General features: G+C 60.2%; 12 protein-coding genes. 4 read left to right on the top strand and 8 right to left on the bottom strand.

Going from position 1 to position 23,312, the window contains the following annotated elements:
* Positions 1-9: 9 nt before the first annotated feature.
* From LJD29_RS06735 to LJD29_RS06745, 3 genes are read right to left on the bottom strand one after another with little or no spacing between them, the layout of a single operon-like run.
* Complete coding sequence (locus LJD29_RS06735; RefSeq protein ID WP_446744982.1) at positions 10-1,485, bottom strand: efflux transporter outer membrane subunit; 1,476 nt, start codon at positions 1,483-1,485, stop codon at positions 10-12.
* Complete coding sequence (locus tag LJD29_RS06740) at positions 1,482-2,741, bottom strand: efflux RND transporter periplasmic adaptor subunit (RefSeq protein WP_446744983.1); 1,260 nt, start codon at positions 2,739-2,741, stop codon at positions 1,482-1,484. The genes LJD29_RS06735 and LJD29_RS06740 overlap by 4 nt, the downstream gene beginning before the upstream one ends.
* A gap of 55 nt (positions 2,742-2,796) precedes the next feature.
* The gene (locus tag LJD29_RS06745) at positions 2,797-5,979 is read right to left on the bottom strand and encodes an efflux RND transporter permease subunit (protein ID WP_446744984.1); all 3,183 of its coding nucleotides are present in this window, start codon (positions 5,977-5,979) and stop codon (positions 2,797-2,799) included.
* A gap of 402 nt (positions 5,980-6,381) precedes the next feature.
* Between LJD29_RS06745 and LJD29_RS06750 the strand changes: the two genes are divergently transcribed.
* Positions 6,382-7,266, top strand: a complete 885-nt coding sequence (locus LJD29_RS06750; RefSeq protein WP_446744985.1) for a LysR family transcriptional regulator — start codon at positions 6,382-6,384, stop codon at positions 7,264-7,266.
* Positions 7,267-7,293: 27 nt separating this feature from the next.
* Here the strand turns inward: LJD29_RS06750 and LJD29_RS06755 are convergent, their stop codons facing one another.
* Both LJD29_RS06755 and LJD29_RS06760 read right to left on the bottom strand, forming a co-directional pair.
* Entirely contained in the window at positions 7,294-9,651 is a 2,358-nt protein-coding gene (locus tag LJD29_RS06755) for a glycoside hydrolase family 3 N-terminal domain-containing protein (RefSeq protein ID WP_446744986.1), read from the bottom strand.
* Positions 9,652-9,730: 79 nt separating this feature from the next.
* Positions 9,731-11,986: a glycoside hydrolase family 3 C-terminal domain-containing protein gene (locus LJD29_RS06760; protein WP_446744987.1), complete on the bottom strand. Its 2,256-nt coding sequence runs from the start codon at positions 11,984-11,986 to the stop codon at positions 9,731-9,733.
* Positions 11,987-12,336: 350 nt separating this feature from the next.
* Between LJD29_RS06760 and LJD29_RS06765 the strand changes: the two genes are divergently transcribed.
* From LJD29_RS06765 to LJD29_RS06775, 3 genes are read left to right on the top strand one after another with little or no spacing between them, the layout of a single operon-like run.
* Positions 12,337-14,367, top strand: a complete 2,031-nt coding sequence (locus LJD29_RS06765; RefSeq protein ID WP_446744988.1) for an ArnT family glycosyltransferase — start codon at positions 12,337-12,339, stop codon at positions 14,365-14,367.
* A gap of 29 nt (positions 14,368-14,396) precedes the next feature.
* Entirely contained in the window at positions 14,397-15,233 is an 837-nt protein-coding gene (locus LJD29_RS06770) for a penicillin-binding transpeptidase domain-containing protein (RefSeq protein WP_446744989.1), read from the top strand.
* Positions 15,230-16,915 (top strand): SpoIID/LytB domain-containing protein, encoded by a 1,686-nt coding sequence (locus LJD29_RS06775; RefSeq protein WP_446744990.1) that lies wholly within the window; start codon positions 15,230-15,232, stop codon positions 16,913-16,915. The genes LJD29_RS06770 and LJD29_RS06775 overlap by 4 nt, the downstream gene beginning before the upstream one ends.
* On the opposite strand, the gene LJD29_RS06780 is transcribed toward LJD29_RS06775, so the two are convergent.
* The 3 genes from LJD29_RS06780 to LJD29_RS06790 are packed head-to-tail and all read right to left on the bottom strand — an operon-like array spanning position 16,855 to position 23,305.
* Positions 16,855-17,628 carry a hypothetical protein gene (locus tag LJD29_RS06780; protein WP_446744991.1) on the bottom strand — a complete coding sequence of 258 codons (774 nt, stop codon included), beginning with the start codon at positions 17,626-17,628 and terminating at the stop codon, positions 16,855-16,857. The two genes, LJD29_RS06775 and LJD29_RS06780, sit on opposite strands and share 61 nt — an antisense overlap.
* Positions 17,625-22,310: an alpha-2-macroglobulin family protein gene (locus LJD29_RS06785; protein ID WP_446744992.1), complete on the bottom strand. Its 4,686-nt coding sequence runs from the start codon at positions 22,308-22,310 to the stop codon at positions 17,625-17,627. The genes LJD29_RS06780 and LJD29_RS06785 overlap by 4 nt, the downstream gene beginning before the upstream one ends.
* Positions 22,307-23,305, bottom strand: a complete 999-nt coding sequence (locus LJD29_RS06790) for a DUF1175 domain-containing protein (protein WP_446744993.1) — start codon at positions 23,303-23,305, stop codon at positions 22,307-22,309. Before LJD29_RS06790 ends, LJD29_RS06785 begins: the two co-directional genes overlap by 4 nt.
* Positions 23,306-23,312: the final 7 nt, after the last annotated feature.

Consider the following 23,312-nt stretch of genomic DNA (forward strand, 5'->3'; position numbering starts at 1 on the left):
CCGTTCGAATCAGAAGCCGGGGAGTTTGGATGTATCCCACCCGCCGCCTAACGCCTTTATCAGCAGGACGCTTGCGTCAAGTCTGCGCTGCATGATGGTCAGGTCGTTGCGCTGATTGTTCAGCGCCGCGGTCTGCCAGGTTACGACCTGCAGGTAAGTATCGACACCGCCTTCGTAACGGGTCTGGAACAGGTCCAGCGATTGCTCGGCGGATTCCGTTGCCTGGTGTTGCTGATCGGCCTCGTGAGTGAGGACTCGTTGTGCGGCCAGGTTGTCTTCTACCTGCTGGAAAGCCGAAAGAACCGTCTGGCTGTATGTGGCGACGGTCGAGTCGTACTGCGCTTCCGTCATCAGCTTGGTCGATTTGCGCCGTCCAGCATCGAAAAGCGTTTCAGAAAACGTGGGTCCGACCGCCCAGAAGCGCGAAGGCCAGTTAAACCAGTTCAAGGCCGAGGTTCCCTGCAGGCCGAAAACGGCGCTGAGCGAAAGCGTTGGATAGTAGGCCGCCTGCGCGATGCCAATCTGCTCGTTGGCAGCGGCCATGCGGCGCTCGTCGCCGGCAATGTCAGGCCGACGCTCGAGCAGCTCAGCGGGAAGAGCAGCGGGGATCTGCGGGATGACCGGCGCCTGCTGGTTGAGCGGCGTGGGTGCAAGCGTGAACTCAGCCGGAGCCTTGCCGACCAGCACGGCGATGGCGTGTTCGTATTGCGTACGCTGCACCTCGAGGTCGGTCAGCTCGACTTTTGCCTGATCCAGCTGCGTACGGGCCTGGGCTACGTCCGACATCGGCGCGGCGCCGCCGTCGAAGCGGTCCTGCGTGAGCTGGAGCGCCTGGGTGTAAGCCTTGACCGTATCTTCGAGAAGCCGTGTCTGGGCATCGGAGGTGCGCAGGCCGAAGTAATCCATCGCCAGCTCGGCATGCAGACTGAGACGAACAGATTCCAGATCGGCATCGAGTGCCTGGGCCTGTTCGCGCGCGGCAGTGACGCCACGGCGGATTCGTCCCCAGAGGTCGATCTCGTAGTTCATGTCAAAAGGCAGGGAGAAGTTGCCTTCTCCGCTGTTGACCATCGTCTCTGAAAAGTAGGGCTGGTGCGCGGAATCGCGCACGGCGGCAACGCTGGGAGCGACTCCAACAGTAGGAGCCTCGAATGACCGGGCATAACCGATCTGCGCGCGCGCGGCACGAAAATTTGCCTCAGCGGCTTTGAGCGTCTGGTTCGCGGTATCGACCTGGGTTTCGAGCGCGTTCAGCCCGGCGTCGTTGTAGATGGTCCACCAGTCGCCTTTGAGCGCGGTGTCTGCAGGCTGGCCGGGCTTCCAGCCGTCCTGAGTTTTGTTCGCGTCAGGCGCGGGCTGTTCCTTGAACGCGGGCGGGGTAGGCACAGCAGGCCTTTTGTAGTTTGGTCCGACCGTGCAGCCGGCGAGCGGCAGCAGGGCCGCAGCCATTACCGAGGCCGTTCGAAGAAGAGAAGCGTGCTTCATTCTCCCGCTCCCGTTTCAACGCGCACCTGTTGCCCCTGGGCCAGCGAGTCGGAGGGATTGAGGATGACCTGGTCCTGATTGGTGAGGCCCGAGGTGATCTCGACGGTGGCTCCGTAATCGTGGCCGATCGTTACTGGGACAAGCTCAACGTGGTTGTTGCGGACGACACCGACACGCAGGCCCTCCGCGCGGAAGAGCAGCGCGTTCGAAGGCAAAGTAAGCGACTGGCTCTCCGCCGGCACAGGCAGGTGAACGAAAGCATACTGCCCCGGCAGCAGCTTATGCGAGCGGTTGTCGATATCGACTTCCACATTCAGCGTTCGGCTGGATGCATCGATCGAATCGGAGTTGCGCACCACATCGCCTTCGAACTTCTGTCCGGGTGCCGCGTCCGATGTAATGACGACGCGGTCGCCATTGTTCACGAAGCGCGCATCGACTTCCGGAACAGGCACGAACATGCGCAGCTTGTCTGTTGAAGCCATGTGGAAGAGCTCGGCGCGCGGCGCGGCTGAGTCGCCTCCCTGAATCAGCGAGCCGATATCGACATTGCGAGCGGTGATAACTCCATCGAACGGCGCGTAGATTTTTTCAAAACCCTGCAGCTGCTGGATGCGGCGGAGATTTGCCTGCGCCGATTCGAGCGCAGACTGCTTGGCGGCGAAGTCGCTGGTGGCCTGATCGGCTTCCTGGTGAGAGACAGCGTTCTTTGCGAGCAGCTTTTTCCAGCGCTCAGCAGTGATCTGCGCAATCTGCAGGTTGGCCTGGGCGGTGGCGAGATCGGACGTGGCCTGCTGCACCTGCTGGTCGACCTCGGGAGTCTCGATGTCGGCCAGCACCTGGCCCTGGCGCACGTGCGCGCCGATGTCGGCATACCAATGCTTCAGGTAGCCATTAGTGCGGGCGTAGATGCCGGTGTCAATGTAGGCCTGGGTATTGACAGGCAGCACGATCTCGAGCGCTTTCGCGCCACGCGCGGGATTAGTGACCTGCACCGCATCGATCGCATTCTCGCGGGTGACGGTCTTCAGCTCGGACTCAGCGTGAACGCGCGAACGGATGCCGATGACGATGAAGACCAGGATGACGACGGCGACCACTCCCAGACCGATGATAAAGACGGGCGAGAGACGGCGGTCCGGATCGACGACTACCGTGGGCTCTTCCGGCGCCGGCCGCCGGGCATCGTGGCTCGGAGGCGGTTCGGAGGGAACGCTTTCCCGCGCGTCGCGGAGTCCTTCGTTCTGTTCAGACATCTGATTCTGCCTGCTTTCTGTGAAATGTTCCATATTCCTGATCCTTGATCGTGACCTATGCGTGATGCGGCTCCAGAGCCGGCTCGCGCTCCTCAACTGCTGACCCACCCTTTGCGCGCCCGTGCAGCAGAGCAAAGACGGAAGGCACGAAGATGAGCGTCGCGACGGTGGCGCACATGAGGCCTCCGATGACGGCCCGCCCCAGTGGTGCATTCTGTTCTCCGCCGTCGCCAAGGCCGAGCGCCATGGGCACCATGCCGATGATCATTGCCAGCGCGGTCATACAGACGGGGCGGAAACGGGTGGCGCCCGCCTCGATGGCAGCGAGAATGGCGTCGTTATGCTCTGCCAGTCTCAGCTTCGCGAAAGAGACGACCAGGATGGAGTTGGCCGTAGCCACGCCCATGCACATGATCGCGCCCATCAGTGCCGGAACACTGAGCGAAGTGTGCGTGAAGAAGAGAAACAGCACGATACCGGCAAGAGCGGCGGGCAGCGCCGTGATGATGATGAACGGATCGAGCCACGACTGGAAGTTCACCACGATCAGCATGTATACGAGCAGGATCGAGAAGACCAGTCCACCCAGCAGCGAGATATAGGAGCTGCGCATGGTCTGTGATTGGCCACGGATGGAGAGGAACATGCCGCGGGGTACGCTCTTTCCTTGATGGCTTACGATGGCCTCGATCTGCTTCGACACAGATCCGAGATCGCGATCCTGTACCGCACCATAAATATCGATGGTGCGGCGGATATTGTACTCGCTCACCACTGCGTACTCATGGTTACGGTGAACGGAAGTCAGGTCGTTCAGCGTCTCCGGCGTGGGACGAGCCGCGGCGGTGGTCGAGTTGATCGGGATGTTGGTCAGATCCTGCATGGAGTCCATGCGGTATTGCGGAGTCTGGGCCACGAGGTTATAGTTCACGCCGTTCTTAAAATTCAGGAAGAACATCGGCGTGATCTGGAAGCTGCCGCTCAGGCTGTTCAGCATGCTTTGCGCCACGTCGCGAGCCGTGTAACCGCCTTGCTCAGCCTTGGTGCGATCGACATCGACGTCGAGGGTGGGGTAGTCGAGCGGCTGCTGGATGCGAAGATCGACAAGACCCGGAACCTGGCGCAGCTTCTGCATCATCTCGGTCGCAACCTTCGTGCCCGCCTCCAGGTCGTTGCTCTGTATCTGGATATCGATCGGCGAAGGCAGGCCGAAGTTCAGAATCTGTGTGGTGATATCTGCCGGCAGGAAGTAGAACACCGTACCCGGGAACTCGCGGGGGAGTTCCTTGCGCAGGGTACGAATATAGTTGGCCGTCGGGTGGTGGTCTTCGTTCAACGATACGAGGATGTCACCATCCGCTGCGCCGAATGCGCCGGAGGTCATGTGCATGGTGTTCATCGGGCTGTAAGGCAGGCCGATGTTGTCGAGGATGTTGTTGAGCTCGGATTGAGGAATCTTCTTGCGAATCGATGTCTCCACCTCGTCAGCGAGACGCGCGGTTTCTTCGATACGAAGGCCCGTCTTTCCACGCATGTGCAGGATGAACTCACCCGAATCGGTGCTGGGGAAGAAGTCCTGCCCAAGGAACGGCAGAAGCAAAAACGCGCAGCAGCAGATCAGCAGGAACACCGGGATGAATACCTTACGCAGGAAAACAAGGCGGGTCAGCAGAACTTCGTAGCTCGACCGGATGCTCTCGAAAACACGCTCGAAGCCTCGCTGAAAGAGGATGAACGGATTGCGTGTAGCGCCCGTGTGCTTGTGACGCAGCAGATACATGGCCAGCGTCGGCACCAGGGTTCTCGACAGGATGTAGGACGCGAGCATCGCGAAGATGACGGCTTCCGCCAGCGGCGCGAAGAGATATTTCGATACGCCGGACAGGAAGAACATCGGCAGGAAGACGATGCAGATGCAGAGCGTGGAAACCAGCGCCGGGACGGCGATCTGCGCAGCGCCTTCGAGGATGGCCTCACGCATCTCGTAGCCGTTTTCGAGGAAGCGCTCGATGTTTTCGATGGTGACCGTGGCGTCGTCGACGAGAATACCGACGGCCAGCGCCAAACCGCCGAGGGTCATGGTGTTGATGGTCTCGCCCATCATGCTGAGCACGATGACCGAGGTGAGAATCGAGAGCGGAATCGAGACCGCGATGATGACCGTGGAACGCCAGCTGCCAAGGAAGAGCAGGATCATCAGGCCGGTGAGCGCGGCCGCGATAATCGCCTCACGAATCACACCCGATACCGCGGCTCTTACGAAGATGCTCTGGTCGGCAAGAGGCGTGATCTTGAGATTTGGGGGAACGAGCTGAGCGACACGCGGCAGCAGTCCGCGAATACCGGACACCACCGCCAGCGTTGAAGCACTGCCGCCCTTGATGATGCTGATGAGCACGCCGCGGTGGCCATCCTGGCGGACGATATTCGTCTGGAAGGCTGCGCCGTTCGATACCGTGGCGACGTCGCGCAGGTAAACCATTGCGCCGTTCACCTGCTTGATGGGCAGCATCGAAAGCTCATCGATAGTGCGAGGTGCGGCATTGCTGCGCACGTCATACTCCAGCGGCCCGATCTTGGCAGTACCGGATGGCAGCACCACGCTGCCGTTCTGCATGGCCGTCAGCACATCGCCTGGGCTCACGCCCTTCGACTGCATCTTCACCTGGTCCATGCTGACGGTAATCTGCGCCTGCTTGCCGCCGTAAACCTGCGGAACTACGGCGCCGGGAATGGTCACCAGCGACGGGCGGATGAAGTTCTGAGCGTAATCGTTGAGCTGCTGCTCGTTGAAGCCCTTACCCGAGATGCCGAGCTGAATAATAGGCACGCTCGAAGCGGAAAAGTTAATGATCTCGGGCGGCAGGGTTCCGGGCGGCAGCTGGCGGAGCATGTACTGCGAAGCAGCGGTGATCTGCGCATTGGCGGTTTCGAGGCTGGCTCCCGGCTGGAGGTAGACCTTGATGGTGGCTACGCCGTTGTAGCTCGTGGACTCGGTGTGCTCGATGTTATCGACGAGAGTGGTGAGGGCTTTCTCGTAGGGAGCGACCAGGCGGCCTTCCATCTCTTCCGGGTTGAGGCCCGTATACTGCCAGGCAACCGACACGACAGGGATGTTGATATTTGGGAAGATGTCGGTTGGCGTCCGCAGGATCACCACCGGGCTCATGATGATGATGAGCAGGGCCAGGATGATGAAGGTATACGGACGATCCAGTGCTAACTTAACTATCCACACAGTAAGGAGGCCTCCTTGCGACGACCGGCCAGGCGCTCATCGGAAAAACCGCTATGTCAATTTTGACTCAAGGCACGTCTGTCCGATTCGTACTTATTTCCGTCCACACTCATCGGCGAAACCGAATAATACTGCTTGCATATTGCAATGCCGGGCCGATACGGCCTCCGGCCCAGACATGCCAGCGACCGCGATGTGTCTCTTCCTGCTTCAAGCTTAAGCGCTTTCAAGCGGTGGATAAATAGAGGTTTCTACACAAAAGGCATGTGTTAGCACACGATTACCATTTCTAAACGAGCTTAGATTCAGATCCACTGCTATCTACCTGCTAAGGCTTGTGGAGCCGCTCCTCTCAGGGATTCAGGAAATGCCGGCGGCTGGCTGCCAGTTACAATCTGTGAAATGGAACTACGGCATCTTCGATATTTTATTGCGGTAGCGGAGACCGGCGGATTCGGCCGCGCGGCGCGTACATTGCACGTTGCCCAGTCGGCAATCAGCGAACAGATACGCGATCTCGAAGACGAACTTGGCCTGCCGTTGTTTGATCGGCAAAACCGTCGCATTCAGCTCACTTATCAGGGTGAGCAGTTCCTCGAAGATGCGAGGGCTGTGCTGGAGTTGACCAACCGTGCGATCACCAATCTGCAACGCGCGCAGAAGGGCGAGGTGGGAAAACTTGCGATCGGCTACTTTGTCGGTGGACTGGGACCGTATTTCTCCCCGATCATCCGTGAGTTCCGGCGAACATATCCCGGTATCCAGATATCCCTGGTAGAGATGGCGCCGGGTATGCAGTATCAGGCGCTGCAGAACGGGTCGATCGATGTGAGCTTCACGCGGACGCTGCCCGCCATGCATGCTTCGCAACTGCGGTCGGTGCCCCTGCACACGGAACCGCTGTACGCGGTGCTGTTGCGCACCCATCCGCTGGCGCAAAGGGAGTCGCTGTACATGCGCGAGCTCGAGTCGGAGATCTTCATCCTGAATGACCGGCGGTATTCTCCGGCGGTGTTCGACAAGGTGATCACTCTCTGTACGGAAGCCGGATTCTCGCCAAAGATCGGAACGACCGGCAGCGTGTCCTCGGGTGTCATCGCGCTGGTCGAAGCGGAAGAGGGCGTGGCCATCCTGCCACAGGGCTCGCGCATTCTGAGCTCCGCGGATACTGTCTGGGTGCCCCTGGCGGACAAGGGCGCCGTAGTCGACCTGGTGCTGGCCTGGTCTCCCAAGATGGAGCGCCCTGCACTCCAGTCGTTTCTCGACCTGGTGCGCAAACGCAAGTGACCGATAGTCCAGCCGCAACAGGGCGGCCTACGGCTCTATACGGAAGTGCGCCGCCTGCTCTGCGGTCGAGCTTCCACCGATGTAAACGGTGTATTCGGTATCCGGCTCAACGACCTGCTTCGATTTCACGTTGTAGAACGAGAGCTCCTGGTAACCGAGGGGAAAGCTGACTGTGCGCGACTCGCCGGGCTTGAGCGTGATTCGGGCGAAACCCTTAAGGTTACGAACCGGCTGTTCGGTGCTGGCGCCACGTACGTTCACGTAGCATTGCACGATCTCAGTTCCCTCGCGGCTACCTGTATTTGTGACCTCTGCGGTAGCAGAGAGCGGCTTCTCTTTCGGGGCTGCTGTCAGCTCACCGGCACTCAGCGTCGACTTCGAGATGGAGACGTTTGCGTAGCGGAACGTCGTGTACGTCAGGCCATGGCCGAAGGGAAACAAAGCGTCGTTCGGCACGTCCAGGTACTTCGAGACATACTTGGTTTCAACGTAGGCATTCGGATGCGCGGGGTCAGGATGCTGAATGGGACGCCCGGTCGGCAACTGGTTGTAGTAAAGCGGCTCCTGTCCGACGGCACGCGGAAAGCTCATGGTCAACTTGCCGCTGGGCATGGTGTCACCGTACAACACATCGGCGATGGCCGGGCCTGTCTCGACGCCGGGGAACCAGACCTCCATGATGGCGGGTACGTGAGCAGCCGCCCAGTCGAGCACAAGCGGACGCCCGGAGAATACAAGCAGAACGACGGGCTTGCCGGCGGCCTGTACTGCTTCGAGCAACTGCTGCTGATTGCCGGGAAGGTCGAGATAGGCGCGCGAGGCGGCCTCACCGCTCATGTCGCTCGATTCGCCCAGCGCCATCACTACCAGGTCTGCATTGCGGGCAGCGTTCACTGCTTCAGCAAAACCGGCAGTCGATGTCCCCGAGATATCGGTTCCCTTTTCGTAGATGAGCGAGGCTCCATGCTGCTGTGCCCGCTCACTCAGTGTTTGCCGAAGCGTCCTCACATCGTCGAAGTTATTAGCTCCGGACCAGGCGCCCACCATGTCGCGCGAATCGTCGGCAAGCGGGCCGATCAGCGCAATCTTCTGCGCTTTTGCCGCGAGCGGCAGAAGCGACTGTCCATTGACCGCATTGTTCTGCAGCAGCACGAAGGATTCTTCCGCCGCGCGCCGAGCGAGGGCACGGTGTTCCGGCACAGCTTTCGTCACTTCTGGGCCTTCTGTAAACGGATGATCGAAAAGACCGAGAGCAAACTTCACCCGCAACACGCGACGGACTGCCTCATCGACCACGGGCATCGGAACCTTGCCTGACTTCACCAGTGCCGGCAGCTCAACATCGTAGAAGTGCGAATTCATGTCGATATCGACGCCTGCCGTCAGAGCCTTATCCGTGGCGGAGGCCGCATTGAGCGCGATGCCGTGATGAGTCAACTCCATGACGGCGGTGTAATCGGAAACGACGAGTCCATCGAAGCCCCATTCGTCACGCAGGATCGTTTGCATGAGATAGGGGTTCGCGCTTGCCGGCACGCCGTTCAGAGAATTGAAGGCAGACATGATGGTTGCAGAACCGGCCTCAACGGCAGCGTGATATGGCTGCAGATAGACCTGCCGCAACAGAAGATCGCTCATGTCCGTAGTGTTGTATTCACGGCCGGCTTCCGCCGCTCCATAAGCAGCGAAATGCTTGACCGAGGCCGCGACGGATGTGGGTTCAGAGAGGCTGTTTCCCTGGTATCCGCGAATGTAAGCCCGGGCGATCGCCGAGCCGAGATAGGGGTCTTCGCCGGCACCCTCGGTGACTCGCCCCCAACGCGCGTCACGTGCGATATCGACCATCGGCGAGTAAACCCAGTCCACCCCTGCGGTGCGTGCTTCTTCGGCGGCCATGTGCGCGAGATCAGTGACCAGTTCCGGATCCCAGCTTGAAGCGGTGCCCAGCGGTACTGGAAAGATGGTGCGGAAGCCATGAATGACATCGGCTCCGAAGAGCAGGGGGATATGCAGACGGGTATTATCGACCGCCGCATGCTGGAAGTGATTGGTGAGACCCTGGCCTACGGTGTTCAGCATGGAACCGAGCTCGCCCTTCTTCGCGAGCTCGTAGCTATCGACGCCGCCTGGACCGGGAGGGTTCACGTTGAGCGCCGCCGTTGTGGGTCCGGCGCTCTTATCCGGGTGAGCTTCTGTAGCGCTGTACTGAACCAGCTGCCCGATCTTCTCCTCGAGCGTCATGCGTGCGAGCAGATCGTTGACCTTGCGCTCGATCTCGGCGCTCGCCAGCTGCGGATTGGATGGCGAAGCCGCAGCATTCTGGGCAAGGAGCCATACCCCATGGAACAACAGTCCACAAACGAGCACCGATCGAAACCTGGTCATGCTTTCATTCCTCTCCCACTAGGATGCGACTCAGATCCCTCCCATGAGCGCATCCGGTTCAGGTTGAGACAAATACCGCTCACCGGACCTCAAAGCTTCCCTTGAGAGGTGTATCCGCCGAAGATGAGCCCGCGGCGACGCGGTATTTGCCCGGAAGCAGCGTCCAGCCGTTCTTTTGCTCGTCGAAGACCTGCATGACGCGCGTGTCGAGCGGGATCGTCACGGTCTTCGATTCGCCGGCCTGCAGATTTACGCGCTGCCAGCCTGCCAGTCGCTGGTATGGCTCATTCGCCGCATCGGGAATCGTAACGTAGACCTGGGCGATCTCGGTGCCGGCCCTGCTGCCGGTGTTTTTCACCTGCAAACTTGCCGTACGGTGGCTGCTAACCTTCAGGTCTGAGTAGGAATAGGTAGTGTAGGAGAGACCGAAGCCAAAGGGAAACAGCACCGGCTTGTGCTCCGCCTCATACCATTTGTAGCCGACCTTCGCGTCTTCGTCGTAATGCACGGAGTACTTCGAGGCCGTGTGCGTTTCTCCATTCACCGCACCGGTTCCCTGACCTTCGTCCTCCCGCGAGAGCGCGGGAATTATCGGATGCGGCAGATCCTCTTCACTGCGCGGGAAGGTCATGGCCAGCTTTGCCGACGGATTGACCTGCCCGGTGAGAATGCTTGCAAGCGCTTTGTGACCGCTGCTGCCCGCGTACCATGCCTCCACGATTCCCTGTACCTTGTCCTCCCAGGGCATCTTTACCGCGGTCCCGGTTTCAAGCACCACGATCGTGCGCGGATTCGCCGCCGCAACTCTTTCGATCAGCTCATCCTGCCTGTCGGGCAGCGACAAGCTCGGCAGATCCATACCCTCCGACTGCCACTGGTAAGCGAAGACAATTGCCATGTCCGCGCCCTTGGCGAGCTTTGCCGCAGCATCGAGGTCGTGCCCGGAGTCGAAGTCGATCTTTGCTTCGGGCATCTGCGCGCGCAATGCCTTGAGCGGCGAAGTTGGGAACCACACGTGATCCTGCCAGTGCGTGGCTCCCTGCCCCGGAGGCATGATCGCGTTACCGCCGGGCGGGTCGACCTGCGCCGAGCCGCCGCCCGAGATCATTCCCACGTCGGCATGACCGCCAATCATCGCAATCGAATGCACCCTTGAGCTGTTGAGCGGCAGAATCGCGTTCTGATTCCTGAGCAGAACGATGCTCTGCTCTTCCACCTTCTGGGCAACAGCGAGGCCACCCTCAACGTCGGGTACGCCGGTCCGGGTGGGATGATCCACGAGGCCGCCGAGAAACTCCGCATAGAGAACGCGGCGCGCGCTGTCGTCGATCTCGGACATGGGCACCTTGCCAGCCTCGACTGCCTCCTTCAGCTTCGGGCCGAGGAAGTCAGCCATCGGCTGCTCCTGGTCGAGGCCCGCGCCGATCGCTGCCACCGTACTGTGAGTTCCACCCCAGTCAGAGAGCACAAAGCCCGGGAACTTCCATTCGCCCTTCAGCACGTCGTGGAGGATGTAGGGATTTTCGCAGGCGTAGATCGCGTTGACGCGGTTATAAGAGCACATGACCGCGCCCGGCTTGGCGATGTCGATGGCGACGTGGAAGGCTAAGAGGTCGCTTTCCTGCATGGCTTTTTTCGACACGATCGCGTTTACGATGTTCCGGCCCGTTTCCTGGTCGTTCATCGCGTAGTGCTTGATGTCGCCGATGACGTGCTCGCCCTGCTCGCACTTCATCAGGTTGCCTACCACCGTGCCGGCCAGCAAAGGATCCTCGCCGGCATATTCGAAGGTGCGGCCGTTTCTCGGATCGCGGGTAATATCCACGCCGCCGCCGAGCGTCATATTGAATCCCTGGTTGCGAAGTTCGCGGCCGATCAATGCTCCATATTCGCAGGCGGTCCCAGCGTCCCAGCTTGAGGCTGCCGCCAGGTTGGATGGAAGCGCAGTGGCATACCGTCCGTTGTCACTGCCGCTGCGGACACCGTAGGCGGCATCGGAGATGACAAGCGGCGGAATCCCGAGCCTGGGAACTCCCTCGACGTAACCCGCTCCGCCATTGCCCAGGTTGGTCAACGGCATCTGCCAGTTGGGAACGTGCGGCATGCCGTTGCCGTGCAGCAGCGCGATCTTTTCATCGAGCGTCATCTGCTTCAGCACCAGTTCGGCGCGTTCTGATGGGGAAAGGCTCGCGTTCGCCCAGGGACGCGATGAATCCCGGGGGCTCGATGCGTCCTGCGCCAGCATGCCGGCGGCAAGCATAAGTTGTGACGCTGTGACCAGGAGCGCCAAGCGCTGGCGAAAGCTCCGCATTGATTTGCCTTGGGACTTTTGCATGGATCCTCGTTTTGCCGGCCGGTACCCGGTGCGGCGTTCAGGTCTATTAGAAATCACGCCGCTCTCTCGTGGCCGCACCTTCCTGCCTAAAGAAGGTTAAGTCGCTTCGGACATCCCGTAAACCCGAACGCGATTTCGCTGCCACCAATCATCTACCACCGGACGGACGGGTCGCGTACAGTGGTTGGCGTAGAAATATTGCTTCTCGAACCCTGCCTGAGAATGCAACCGCAACAGGCAATTTACGCAATGCTGTTCGAGAGATTGAACCAGTTCCCGGACTTTCGCAAGGGAACGCAGAGAACCCGCCCGCGGATGCGAGCGCAAACAATTTGGGGCCCAGGATACCAATGACCGACGATCGCCGACCCACCGGCTACTCCCTTCGCAAGTTTCATGCCTTCGCCGCACTTCTCATTCTCATCTTTCTCGGCGAGCTCATATTTTCCGTCCACCGGCAGTCGTTGAGCTGGGATGAGGGCGACCACATCTTCGCGGGATACCAGAGCTGGAAGACGGGAGACTTCGGAATCAATCCCGAACACCCGCCGCTGGTAAAAGCCCTCGCCACGCTGCCTATGCTGGCGATGCACCTGAAGACGCCGCCATCCAAGCACCTGGCGTTTTTCAAGGACGAGGCTTACATGGATGGCCGCGACCTGATCTACAACAACGGAGGCATCGAGACTGCGAACAGGATCATCTTTCGCGATCGCATGATGGCTTCGATCTTCTCGCTCGTGCTGGCGGCGCTGGTATATCTCTTCACCCTCGAGATCTTCGGCCCGGCGGCAGCGCTCTTCGCACTGGCAGTTGTCGTCTTCGAGCCCAACCTGATCGCGCATGGAGCTTACGTCACGACGGACATGGCCGTCACCTGTGGAATCTTTGCAACCATTTATGCGCTCTATCGCTTTCGCCAGCACGCTACGCTGGGCAGGCTGGCAGTACTGGGCATCGCTCTTGGCGTCGCCCTGGCCGTAAAACATTCGGCCACTCTGCTGCTGCCCATCTCGTTAATGATTCTTCTCGCCGAACTGGTGGGGCCCCAGCAAGATTCCTCCCGCATGCAGACGGTCCGGCAATTCGCCGCGGCCTTTATCGGAGCCGGAGCGCTCGGCATTCTGATCCTGTGGTCGACTTATCACTTCCGCTTTTCGGCGCACCCGAACGGGTCCATGCAGCCCGGCCTCACGGAGTATATGAGCTCGCTCCATGGAATCGAGCCGGCTGTATATGGATGGCTGGCGCGCTGGCACATTCTGCCCGAGTCCTATCTCTACGGAATGGTTGACATTCGGGTCCAGTCGATCGCCGGGCAGTCTTTCCCCACGTATCTTTTCGGCAAGGTCTACGCGCATGGGGTGCCTTGGTATTTTCCCGCCGCGTTCTTGGTGAAATCCACGATCGGCTTCATGGCGCTACTGCTTATCGCGGCCTACGCGGTCATCGCCCGCAGGCTCGATGGCTGGCAACGGCTTGTCTATCTCGTCGTGCCGCCGCTCGTGTACCTGCTGATCGCTATCGATACAGGCCTCAATATTGGCGCGCGCCATATCCTGCCGATGTATCCCTTCCTGGCTGTGCTGATCGCCGGAGCGGCCGTTGCGCTGTGGCGGCAACACCGGGCATGGGCTTATGTAACGGCCGCCTTGCTCTGCTTCCATATCGTCTCGTCGGTACGCAGTGCGCCGGTTTACCTTGCCTACTCCAATGAATTTTTTGGCGGTCCTGCAGAGACTCACCGATACCTTACCGACTCGAATGTGGACTGGGGGCAGCAACTCCGCTCGGTGAAGGCGTACCTCGACCAGCACAATATCCACGATTGCTGGTTCGGCTACTTCGTGCAGCCTTCCATCGACTACCATTCGTACGGTATCCCGTGCCGCCAGTTGCCGACTGCCGACAGCATGTGGACTCATCAGCAGGTAGACGCGCCAGCGACGATTTCCGGAACCGTGCTCATCAGCGCGGCCACACTTACCGGCTACGAGTTCGGATCGGTGGTGCTGAGCCCCTTTCAGCCATTCATGAACCTGAAACCTGTCGCCGTCATCGACGACGGGGTGAACGTCTACCAGGGAACATTCGACACGCGGCTCTCATCCGCTTTCGGCTACTTCACGCGCTCGACGGAGGCTCTTGCGGCGCACGACGCCAATGGCGCATTGGCAGCAGCGCAGCAGGCAGTTGCCATCGACCCGGAGCTTCTACAGGGCCAGGTGGCTTTGGGCGACGCTCTCGCTGCACTGCATCGCAATGCGGAAAGCGCCCAGGCTTACGACCGTGCCCTTGATATCGTGCAACGCATGGAACCGAGCGCACGCTTTGACTGGACTCATACCCTGCAGAACAAAAAGAAGGCGGTCGCATCCTGACACGCAGCGGCTAAGAGTAAAACTACGTTATGCGTCCATTGCTGTTGATGGTGTTCTGGCTGGGACTGGGCGGAGGAAACATCCGGGCTGCCTCTGCGCCCGGCATTCCACCATCGGCCACGATCAGAAACCTCAATCAACTGCATGAGGTAAAGGCTTCGGGAGTCCTACTCGACTGGAATACGGGCCGGGTACTGGGGACTACGGGCGAAGAACGAGCATCTGCACCCGGCTCGATCCTGAAGCCTCTTCTGCTTTCTTACGCATTGCAGCAGCACATTGTCAGCGCCAGCACGCAGGTGTACTGCCGCCGTACGTTACATGTTGCCGGACGCGAGCTTGCCTGTTCTCATCCTGACGACAGACCACTGCTGAACGCAGAGGACGCACTGGCGGAATCGTGCAATACATGGTTTGCGGAGCTTGCCCGGCGCATGAGCCCGCAGGATATTCCGGCTGCGCTGCGCCGGTTCGGTCTGGCGCAATCCTCGTCCCATCTGAATGATCCTGAGCAGCGCATTCTTACCGTGCTCGGGCTTGAGAATATTTCGACGACGCCGATGCAGCTAGCAGTGGCGTATCGTGCACTGCTTCTACATGAGGCACGCACGAGCGCCGTATGGACCGGCCTGCGGAACTCGGTGAACTGGGGGATGGCGCACGACGCACATCTCCCAAACATAGAGGTACTGGGTAAGACAGGCACCGCGAGCAACCCAGGGGAGTGGCGCACACACGGATGGTTCGCAGGCGGCGTGCCGGGCCGCTACGTTGTGGTGGTCTATGTGCCGCGCGGAGACGGCGGCACAGCCGCAACGCTTGCGGGGGCCGTACTGCGTAAAGAGATGCAAGAGGATGGCCGATGAGGTGGCGGGGCGCCCTGCTGCTCTGCACGGCGCTGGCGTGTTTTGCGCAGGAAGACGGAGGCGGGCGGGACGTAAGCGTTGCGCTGCTCTCTGCGCATCCCCCGCAAAGGATCATCATCTCAGCGGCCGGACCGGGAGCCTGGTGGTCATCCTGCGCTACCTGCCAGCGGCAGCCGCTTACTACTCCATTACAGATGCCTGGGAAGCGAGAACTCGTAGCAGGCGGCCCGATTACGATTCACGATGCAGAACACTCGCAGGAACGCACCGCGAACGGCAGGTGGCATTTTCGCGCGGGGAGCGATGGCGCAGTGCAGATCACGCTCACACTGCCCAGCGAACGCTACGTCGCCGCGGTACTGATGGGTGAAACAGCGCCGGGTGAGCCCCGCGAATCGCTCCGTGCCATGGCGGTCGTTGCCAGGACATTCGCCCTGCATTCCACCTCCGCGCAAGGTCCTCCTGATGACATCTGTGACAGCACGGCATGCCAGGCGATCAGGCTTGGTCCGGTATCCGATGCAGTGAACGAAGCCGTACGCAGCACCGCTGGAGAAACTTTGTGGTTTGAGACACACCGTGCGCAGGTATTCTTCAGCGGCAGCTGCGGAGGCACGACGGAGAGCGCAGGCGCGGTCTGGCCAAAGCTCGCAAATGTGCCCTATCTCAGGTCGACACTGGATCCCTATTGTGTTCGCAAGGACCGGGCAGCATGGCATGCAGAGATTCCGCTGGCGACCCTGCAACAGATTGCGGCGCGCGAAGGATGGCGCGTGCCGGCGCATATTGCATCCTTACAGGTGACGCAAAGGACTTCCTCACAGCGTGCAAGAACACTCCTCCTTGTTGGACACGATGCACGAAGCGCTACTGTGTCTGCATCGTCGCTGCGGCTTGCCATAGGCCGTTCGCTCGGATGGAACCTGGTGCGAAGTGATGCTTACGACATCCGCGTCCGCGATGGGGTGCTCGTCTTTGACGGACATGGGCATGGCCATGGTGTGGGCCTTTGCCAGCAGGGTGCTGCCGAGATGGCGCGAACGGGCAAGTCTTATCGGGAGATCCTCTCCTTCTACTTTCCCGGCACAAACGTGCGTGTTCTCAGGCTGGATGATGGCTGGAAGGAGAAGTCGCAGGATGCCATCAGCTTCAGAAGCACTAGCGCTCTCCCGCAGTCTTCAACTATGGAGGCCGTGAGAGCGTGGGCAATGGCAAAGAGCAGCTTTGCCCCACGCCAGGATGTGTCTCCCATGGTGATTTTCGCGCCCAGCACAGAGATCTTCCGGCAGATGACAGGGCAGCCGGGATGGCAACTGGCCAGCACTTCCGGCTCTACGATCATTCTGCAGCCATCGGAGGTGCTGGCTGCGAACCATGCATCGCTGGGGGCCACGTTGCGTCACGAGATGCTCCACGTTGCCGTGGAAGCGAGCGCGAACAGCAGATCTCCGCTATGGCTGCGCGAGGGCCTGGTGGAAGTGCTGGCGGGCGATGCTGCTCGTGGGGAGCCCTTGCTCTCCGCGGTGGAAACAGAGCGGCTGCTGCGAAGCTCGGACAGCCGCCAGGCAAGCGAGGCTGCACACCGCGCCGCGGCGGCACGCACCCGGCAGCTGGTTGAACATTATGGAATGTCCGTGGTGCGCGGATGGCTGGTATCCGGCTCTCCTGTGCCAGCGGACTGAAGCCGGAGTATCGCGCGGGCCATCGACTGCATCAGCAATGCAACCGATACAGCGTTCAACAAGATCACAATCAGCAACCGCAGCAAAAGGCTGAATGTCTCCACGGTAAGGCCGTGTCCCGGCGTCCACGATAAAACGCTGCCAGTGATGATTGCTTCAACGATTGCGAGCAGGAGCAACGAGAGCCAGTATCTTCCTGAACCGAGGATTGCCGGCAACCCTCGTTGCAATTTGCCGCAGGCGACAAGCGCAAAAGCAATCGCGCCAAGCAGGCCCGCCGAGATCCACTGCAGCGCGCTCCACATCCAGAAAAGCAGGATGTACAGATGCAAATAGGAGAAAAGATTTCGCAGCGAGGCTGGAAATCGCGAGTTGAGATATCCCGCCCAGAGACCATCCTTTGCATTCAGATTGTCAATGCCCAGCGAGATCAGATACCAGACGAGTGCCGCGATCAGCACAACGCCCGTACCTGACAGGAGGCGACGTGCCGACACCGGCCGCCCCACCATGCGCAGCGCAATGGCGCTCTCGCCCGCACCCGCCGCCAGGGCGATCAGCAATGCGAGCAGGATGCTGGCCAGCACCTCGAACGCATTGGCATCGGGGACATGCAACCACCCGGCGACCAGAAGCAAGAGCACGGCTGCGAGCGCAATCTGCTGCAAGGCAACGGCTGCCACGCTGCCTGGAGAAAAACGCGACACGGTCATTGCGCACCTCCCGGAGCAGGAACGTCCAGATGCAGGGCGTCGCTGGAGGCCTGCACTCCCGATTGATACATCGGCTCCACGTGTGAAGGACTGATGTTAAAGCTTCCTGGATTCACGATACGTATCAGGTAGAAGATCTCCTGCCGCCCGCTGAAGTCGCTTGCGAAGAACGTGGCGCGATCGTCGTGAAACTCTCTGCGTGTAAACCAGTCGAACCAGCCGCCTGGACGATCTTCGACGGGATAACTATCTTCGTTCGTTACAAACTCGGCTCCGGCTGGAATCGGATCTTCGAGCATCAGGTAGCGCATGGGAGAGCCGTTGATCGCTTCGTGTACAGCAAGCACGTCGCCTACCTGCGCGCTGCCGGAGAGCGGCACCAGCTTGTAGACAACTTTGCCGTCCTTCTGGGCGGGCTGCAATTTGTAATAGTCACGAGTGAGATTGAGCGACAGCTTGCCTGCCTGGTAATCCTTCTTCTCTGTCGAGAAATAGCGGCCGCGAGCAGACCAGTAGATGCGTCCCGAGCCGGAGCTGCGAACGACCTGCACGCTGTTGTCGCCCGGCGCAAGCTGTTCACTGCCCAGATCGATCTTGAAGGCAGCGCCGCTCAGGGCATCGTCTGCCGTGAAGCTGTGCTGCCCGACAGACTTTCCGTTCACCAGCACGTTCACGCTGAAGTTCGCTTCCAGTTCGTGCGATGCGGCGAGATAGTCCACGAGGCCGAAGAGCACCATGGCGGTCTGTTCAGTGGACTCCCACCATCCGCCATTGTTGCGCTCCAGCATCAGCCACTGCGCTGCCGGTGGAAGCAGGGCGTCGTTCGGATTGATCCTGGCCAGCAGGCGCACGGCATAGGCGGTTGCCTCGGCGTCGTTGGTGTACTCGGCGTCAAGCAGCGGAACATACGAACCGGTCCAGGAAACAAGCTCGCCGGTGCGAACCGCTTTACCGCGAAGCAGATCGGCAGCTTCGCTCGCGCGCGGGTCCTTCACCTCGAGCATTGCGAGGCCTGTCATGGCCAGCGCCTCCGGCTGGAGATCTGTGCGGCGCTCCCACTGCGTGTCGAGGGCTTCCTTCAGATTTCTGTCTCCGGCATTTGCGAGCGCGTAGATCACCGCCGCACGCAGCTCAGGGCGCATCTTGGGATGCTGCTTCAAAGCGTTGCGCAGATAATCCATACCGCGTGCGACCATCTGCTTCTGCTGAGGAGTGAAGGGGATATATTGCGCACCCTGCCCGAGGCCGCCTACTACGTAGGCTGTCATGTAGACGCGGCTGTCATCTTCTTTCCACCAGCCCCATCCGCCGTCGTCATGCTGATAGTCCTGCAGGCGTTCGAGGCCCGCGGCCAGCTTCGCATGCAAATCGTCCTGGTTGATATGCGTTCCCGGCGTGAGGCGCTGCAATGTTTCCGAAACGATTACGTTTGGCAGAAAACTGGACATCGTCTGCTCTGTGCATCCGTATGGATAGCCGGTAAGGTAATCCAGTGCCGTGAAGAGCGATCCGGCGATGGAGGGGCTGACCTCGACATGCAGCGAATGTGCCGCTGCGTCTGTCCCTGCCGGAAAACTCACTTTTGCATTCGCCTGCGAGGACGCCTGGCTGATCACACCGCTTGACGATAGCGTCTTCGCGACGCCCGCGGGCTCCACGGGAAAGCTGATCTCGAGTGCGTCCGATTCCGCATCGGTGATAGCCGCGCCGACCAGCTTTGCAGTCCCAACCTGAGAGGCACGCAGACGCCACAACACCGTGGCTTCTCCCTTGCTGGGAACGGTGACGCTTGCATCGGGGGCGTGCACCACATCGAGGCCGCTGACGTTGAGGGATACCTTCGCGGTCTTCTCTGTCTGGAGGTAGTTATGCACGATGACGGGAAGCGTGATCTCGTCGCCCTTCACCATGAAGCGCGGCGTCCCCATGCGCACCAGTACGTCCTTGCGAACCAGCACCTTATTGCTGGCCGAGCCGGCTTTCGAGTCGTTGGTGATGGCGTGGACGGTGGTACGCCACGTGGTCAACGCATCGGGGAAGGTCAGCGTCACGCGCGCGTGGCCGGTGCTGTCCGTGTGCACGTCGGGCGCCCAGTAGGCCGTATCCGGAAACGCCTTGCGCACTTTGGGCGCGGCCTCGCTGCCCGGCTTTACTTGTGCGAGCTGTGGACGGTATCGGCGATTGCGTTCCGCCAGCAGTGGAGATTTCTGGCCTGCTTCTCCGCTGAAGTAATAGTCGAGCGACGACTCAATCTCCGCGCTGTTGTAACGCTGCGGGTGGAGGCTCTTGATCATGTCTCCGCTGCTATCCGGATACAGGGAATAGATGGCCTCGTCGACCACGCCGAAGCTGACGTCGGCACTGACCGGCTTGCCGGTGAAGTCTTTCGTGAAGACGTCATAGGTCGCGCTCTGCTGCGGCTGGAAGATGTCTTTCGACGGAGTGACTTCTACCTGCAGCTTCTGCTGAACGGGCGGTACCTGGATGCGTTTCGATGCCTGGTAGAGCGTGCTGTTCTTGAGGAAAATCGCGGAGACTGTAATGTTCGGCTGCGCGTCTGCCGTAATGGGTAGATCGAACGAGAGCGTCTTGCCATCGGTATGCAGCACGTCACGCTTGAGCAGCGATGCGCCTTCCGTGATCACGAGCGCATGGAAGCCTTCGACATCCGACACGATACTGACGTGAGCTACATCGCCTGGCGAGTAGGACTTCTTGTCCGTGACAATCTGCGCCGTACCAACGTTGCCTTCCCACGACTGCTCGCCTGCACCCAGGATGTAGAGGTAGGTCGTGTCAATCGGATCGGGCGTACCGGTCTGCACCGAGCTTGCCGTGGCAATCAGCTCGGCGCTGTTGTACTTCGGCATGCCCACGGGAATCTCGCCGATGGCGTGGCCGGAAGCGTCGGTAGTCACGTCTGTAGAGGCGCCGTCTTCTGTCACCGTCCTGCCGTTCTCCCAGTGATGGAAGCTGAGTTGAAGATGGACGTGCGTGCTGACAGGCTTGTCGTCGTAATCGACGGCGGTCACGCGGACCTTCGCGGTTTCGTTGGGCCGGACGACATAGCTGACTGGCTCCACGTTGACGCGGAAGGTGCTGTAGGTGGCGAGAAAGCGACCACGGCCTGTAATCTCGCGATTCGCCGCATCAGTCACGCCGGCCTCGATCGTGTAGTCCAGATCGGAGTACGACTTCCTTTCAACCTGCGTCGGCACCTGCACGGTTAAGAGGCCATTGCGATCGAGGACGCCGGTCTTTTCCGCCTCCTCATCGCCGTTGTATCCATTGCTGTCGTCGTCACTGCCAACGTCCGCGGAGTTGTCGTCGTCCTCCTCACCCCACCAGTAATGGCGCGAGCTGTAGACGCGGTACTTGACCTTGCCGCCTGCCACCGGCTCGCCGAAGAAGTAGCGCGAATCGATGGTGACGGGAACTGTCGCGCCTTCCAGAACCCTCTTCGACTGCGCTGTCACCTGCACGCGGTATTCCGGCTTGCGGTATTCCTCTACGTGAAAGCTGGCGGTTGCGAATGCGCCTTCTCCGCTGCCGACGGAGAGATTGTAGTAACCGAGCGAAGCGTCTTTGGGCAGATCGTAGTCGCCGGAGACATTGCCGTTCGTGACCGGCATGTCTTTCTCAAACACCGACTGGCCCTCGCCATTCTGGATACTTACATGTACCTTCGCTGCCTTCGGAATGGCCAGCGTGTTTCCAGTCTTCTCGCGAAGAATCGCCTTCCAATGCACCGTATGCGTCGGGCGATACACCGGCCGCTCGGTGAAGGCGTAACCAACCATGCTTCGATTGGCCAGATAGCTCAGCATCCAGCCGCCCGGCGTGGATACGGCAACATCTTTACCCTTTGCCGAGACGATCCAGAGATTATCGTCAGCGCCTTTTTTATCCTGCACCGGCAGGTCGGCAACACCATTCGCGTCCGTGGTTGCCGAGGCAAACTGCTTCTGGCTGTAACCTGCGTCCACCTTCACGCCTTCGATCGGAGTGCCGGTAGCGCGATCAACAACGTAAGCAGTGATGCTGCTGGAGGTGGTGCGCGTCACGAGTGCCATATTCGTGATCATCAGCAGCGTATAGGCCTTGTAGCGCCCGTCAGTAGCTTCGAGCAGGTAGAGGCCCGCATCCAGCTTTGGAACCGGGAGCTCGTTCGCATCGGAAATATAGGTAGACGGCACCTGCTGACGCCAACGCGCCACCAGTTGCGATGGGTTCAAAATGGGAATCTGCGCGAACTCCGCTTCAGAAAGGATGCGGCTCTTGCGGCTCAACTTTGCCTGCTTGCGCCGCAGGGAACGGCGCGCCTCATGGGAGAACTGATGACGAAAGAACGAGCGGATGCGGTTCCACAGGTCGGTCTTCCAGTCATGAAAACGCTCCAGCCATGACTTCTCATCCACATGCTCCGGGCCGAGCAGGCTGGCTTCCGGACCGAAGGAGTGCAGCTCGCGCAGGTTCTCGATGAACTTCACTGGATCGTTCACGCGATAGACGCGGAACTCCAGCGCGTCCACGTTGTGCGTGTAGAGGTGGATCGTCGGCTTATCGCCGGGCGCGAAGGTTTTGCTTGTGCTCAGGTTGAATGACACAGCATCGTCCTGGGCATGCAGCGGGGCGAATGCAAGAAGGAACAGGACGAGCAGCGAAAAAACGCGGGGCCTCATTCAGAATCCTCACGAAGGATGTTCCAGCGATAGACGCCCAGGAAGTTGCTGTTTTCCGGGTTTGGCCGCCAGCGGGGATCGGGGTGCTGCAAGAGATCCTGCAGCAGAACACGGCGCACTTCGCCTGGCTTCTCGCCAATCGGCCCAGTGTGATAGATGACCCACTTCTGCGCTGCTCCGGTAACGATCATGGAGTGGTAGGGAGAGTTTTGCTCGAGTTGACGAAAGAATAATAAATCCCCGGGGCGTGCCCGCTGCACATCGCGGCTTAGAAAAAACGTATTCCATCGCCAGAGGGTGCGCGCATCCGCAAATTGCGCAAAAGCACCATTACTCTCGTCACCTTGGGCGAAGGAGCCATCACGCGTTCTAAAGAGTCCGGCTCCCAGCGGAGTCTGCGGATAGACATATTGCCCAATGGAAGGCTGACTCAGATCCAGCCCTGCAGGTGCACTTGCGAGCCAGCTCTCGTCATGTGCGTGGAGAGCGTTGCGGTAACACCAGCGGAGGAGCGCGGCGCAGTCGTCGATCTCGCCGGGAAGCTTATCGGGCGGCAGATCGGCGGCAGCCTCGGCCATCGCGGTAAACCATCCCCGGAAGGCATTACGGTCCTCAGCCGTATGCAGCCTGAGAAAGTCCGGGGTTCCATCGCCCGCGCTGTCGCCTGAAGCTGGGGCGAAGTGCAGCCGTAGCGTTGCTTCGGATTTTCCGTCAGAGATCTTGAGGGTCTTATCACCGGGAAGCACCGGCGACTGCACCATGAGCGAGACTGAGTCTTTCCCCTTGTCCAGCAGGTGCGCCGGAAGACCGCTGACGGAAATCGCAGCCGAAGCATGCAGCGCCGTGCCTGCAAAATGAAAACGGCCGTCAGCTGGCATCTGGAGTTGCCGGGTCTCGACGCGCAGGCGTGGCTTCTGCACGGTCTTAAAAACGGCAAAGAGTGCCGCGACGCACAGCAGCGCGATAGAGATGCCCGCAATGCCCCTTGGATTCAAGCAGATA

It is taken from the genome of Silvibacterium acidisoli (assembly GCA_022870745.1).
Taxonomy (GTDB): domain Bacteria; phylum Acidobacteriota; class Terriglobia; order Terriglobales; family Acidobacteriaceae; genus Silvibacterium.